Here is a 3,661-nt window from a genome sequence, read left to right as displayed (position 1 = left end):
TGATGATTTTTCTCATCCTTAAAGGCTGTTTTGATGCTTGGTCGCTCAAATTTCAGCCTTTTTGTTTTCAAGAACAAAATCTTCGGGTAGAGTACAGAAACACTACGTTTATTAAGCGAAAAATCTTAAATACCAACACCGTAAACAATTTAACAAAACATATAAAATGAAATTCTTTCTTACACTAAAACACTGGCAATTTTTTGTATTTGTTTGCGTCCTTCCTTTTTTCATTGACTTAACATCATTCATAAATTATACCATTGGTGCGATTTATGTCTTTCCAATGATGATGTTACTTTTTATGTTCTTTTTCTTTGGCTGGTTCTATGCAGTAGGAACAAATCTTTATCCAAAGCTGTCTGCAAAAACTAAAATGAGCCTAACAAGATTTAAGATTTTCTTGTTCTTTCCTGTTTTTTACATTCTGGCAATATCAGTATTTTTAGTGGTCAGTATGATACCCTACTCTACTAGTGGAGAACCAATAGAACCTTGGATTTTTTTACTAATACTTCCCTTACATTTATTTTCAATGTTTTGTATTTTTTACTGCTTTTATTTTATCGCAAAAGCATTAAAATCAGTGGAAACACAAGCACTAGCAACGTCCAGTGATTATTTAGGTGATTTTTTCTTGATATGGTTTTTCCCAATAGGCATTTGGGTAATTCAGCCCAGAATCAACAAACTTTTTGATGAATCTGATAGAGGAGAAATTGTCGAGGAGATTTATTGACCATTGTCATGTAGCCATCTTTGTTCGAGTGTTTATCTAAACTAAGATAACTCCTACAAAGTCAAAAAAGATGAATAAGCAGTAACATTCTCCTTGATGGAGAATGTTTACTACACTGTTTTTTTTTCTAATACTATACTATTTAACAACCCTTTAATAATAATCCACACATTTAACATGAGAAATTTTACTACCGCAATCATCCTTTTGGTTATTTTAAGCTTTACGAGCAAAGCCCAAGAAAAAGTACCTGATTATATCGTTACAGTAAACAATGATACGCTGAGAGGAGAAGTTTTTGAATTAAATAACAACACAATTAAATTCAGGAGAGAAGGCGAGAAAAATAAACAAACTTTTCAAGCGCAACAACTGAAGAGTTATTTTACTTATCAATCTAACATTACAGTAAAGTCATTGCCCAATGGTGATACGCACACACCCACTTTTCTCAGACAGCTTATATTAGGTCATGTTAGTCTTTTTGAGTTGGTTTACCCGAACGATTCTCTTCAATTTTATTTAGAATTACCTCAAAAAAATATTCTAGCACTACCCAAAAACAATACTTCATGGGCAGTACTTCGTACTAATCTGTTGGAGTGTACAAGTTCTTATTTTGAAAACTTGATGACTCAAAAAAGCTATTTGTACTCTGAAAGCTATTTCAAACGCATAATCAAAAATTATAATCTATGCGTAAAGCCTAACGAAAAAGTAAATGAACCTAAAAATGTTTCTTACTCCAGTTTTGGCGTATTGTTAGGAATAGATTTTACACATTGGAATTACACATTTGACTCAGGTGAAAACCCTTTTTTTAATATCAATGGGCGATTAAGCAATAAGTTTCAGCCCAATATTGGTTTTTTCTATATTGTTAATCTTAGGAAAAAGCTTTCTTTAGAATTTGATTTAATGTACAACCAATACTCAGGTTTTAGGGATGTACCTGTAAATAGTTATGGAACATTTTATGAACCTTATAAACTAACCATTAAGGAAAAAAGTGTTAGTTTACCTTTGTTCTTGCACTACAATACTACGCCTAAAGAAAAGTATAAATTAGTACTTAAAGCAGGTCCAACTTTTGGATGTGCCTTAAGATTTGATGAAATTAAGAGCAGAGAATTCTTTGATAGCGATTATGTTGACACTCACAAAACTGTTTTGTTTGTTGGTTACGGTTTAGGTATTGGGTTTGAAAGGAAAATTTCAGCAAACAAGAGTTTGAATATTGATTTCAGATATACCAATCATAGAATTCAACAAGTAGGATTAAATAATTCTTTTCAGCTTAGAGTAGGTGTTGGTTTTCATAATTAATCAGTAGCACGAGTTTCCAACTCGTCAGAATAAAATTTTTCACGAGTTGGAAACTTGTGCTACTGAAATCATCACAGAAGAGGTATTGATATTAGATAATCCTTACTGGAAAACTTTGAAATCGAATTTGAAGCAGTTCTTTTAACTATTTCAAGATGTGATGAAAACCAATTAAAATGACCTCAATCATATTTTACAATTTTGATGGAAGATTTTGACGCTAAAAATGACCAAATTGATGGATTTTTTTTACTTAACAAACAGTTTATTTCCCTATTCGCTCCAATAATAAAAAACTTTCTATGAAAACATTTCATATCCTTTTGTCCTTCCTCTTTTTATTAGTCACTTGTAAATCCAAAGACGTTGAGCCTATTGAACAAAAAAAGATTATTCCAGAAATGAACGAAAAGGCTTTTTGGGTAACGGCAAAAATAAATCTTACTTGTAATTATCATGCTTTCAAAAATGTGAGTGGAGAAGTGAGATTTAAGTATAGAATTATTACATTGTGAGTACCTTTGAATTAACAGAAAATAAATTGCTTGGCGTAGTGTTTTTCACTACGTCAGAGTGTATCGCAATGTTACATTGCAAAAAATGCAACGCATTTTACAAGTTTGTTAAACTAAACTATTTAAGAATATGCCAGAAGGCTATCAAATCTATGACCAGTCGGGTCTCTACTATCTAACACTTCAAGTAATTGATTGGGTGGATGTTTTCAGCAGGAAAAACCATCGAGACATAATTATCAACAGCTTAGATTATTGTAGAAAAGAAAAAGGCTTGCAAATCTATGCTTATGTAGTAATGACCAATCATATACATTTGCTAACAATGGCAAAGGAAGCTAATTTATCAAATGTTATTCGGGATTTTAAGAAATTTACGGCATCACAAATTTTAAAGGCGATAGCAACAGAACCAGAAAGCCGTAAGGATTGGATGCTTAAACGCTTTGAATTTGCCGCAAGGAGTAATGTGAGGAGTAGTTTTTACCAATTTTGGACGCATGAAAATCATGCTATTTCATGTATCAAAGCAGATTTTACCAAACAAAAATTAGATTATATTCATAATAATCCAGTACGAGCAGGTTTTGTAGAAAAACCTGAAGATTGGTTATACAGTAGTGCCAGAAATTATGCAGGATTGAGAAGCCTCATTGAAATAGATTTTCTTTAATAAAGTTTTGCAATTCGACAGACTAAAATGCTCTGCATTTTTGCAATGTAACATTGCAGTTCACTATGACGTAGTGTAGGAACACTACGCCAAGCGAGGGAACCTGTAATTAAATACTTAAAAACTAAAATAAAATAGATTGCTATGGATTTTAATAGAATAATTAAACTATTAGCCATTTTTAATGCAACGGCATTCTTATATATTTATATTAGTGTTGTCTATAATATGAGATTTTCACTTATTGAAGATTATACTGGTGTAATGTTTTCGGGATTAATATTTTTAAGTTCATTGTCAAATTTACTAATATTTTTAGGCTCAATCCTTAAATTAGGCTGATGACTTTTAATGTATATTTTTGTATTCAAAACATATAAGATATGCAAATACAACTACATAAGATTT

Annotated in this window: 4 protein-coding genes; all 4 read left to right on the top strand. The window is 31.2% G+C overall.

Annotated elements, in window-relative coordinates; all coding sequences use genetic code 11:
• The first annotated feature begins 166 nt into the window (after positions 1-166).
• The 4 genes from HNP25_RS21555 (at position 167) to HNP25_RS21540 (ending at position 3,253) form a co-directional block, all read left to right on the top strand.
• A complete protein-coding gene (locus HNP25_RS21555) occupies positions 167-739 on the top strand; it encodes a hypothetical protein (protein WP_184137827.1) in 573 nt (190 codons plus the stop codon).
• A gap of 177 nt (positions 740-916) precedes the next feature.
• Positions 917-2,065 carry an outer membrane beta-barrel protein gene (locus HNP25_RS21550; RefSeq protein ID WP_184137825.1) on the top strand — a complete coding sequence of 383 codons (1,149 nt, stop codon included), beginning with the start codon at positions 917-919 and terminating at the stop codon, positions 2,063-2,065.
• A 302-nt stretch (positions 2,066-2,367) separates the two neighbouring features.
• Entirely contained in the window at positions 2,368-2,580 is a 213-nt protein-coding gene (locus HNP25_RS21545; protein WP_184137823.1) for a hypothetical protein, read from the top strand.
• Between the two features lie 130 nt (positions 2,581-2,710).
• Positions 2,711-3,253, top strand: a complete 543-nt coding sequence (locus HNP25_RS21540; protein ID WP_184137822.1) for an REP-associated tyrosine transposase — start codon at positions 2,711-2,713, stop codon at positions 3,251-3,253.
• Positions 3,254-3,661 lie beyond the last annotated feature (408 nt).

Origin of the sequence: Arcicella rosea (genome assembly GCF_014204325.1) — a bacterium.
GTDB classification, from domain to species: domain Bacteria; phylum Bacteroidota; class Bacteroidia; order Cytophagales; family Spirosomataceae; genus Arcicella; species Arcicella rosea_A.
Note: the sequence above shows the minus strand (reverse complement) of the source record. Positions and strands in the feature narration are given on the sequence as shown.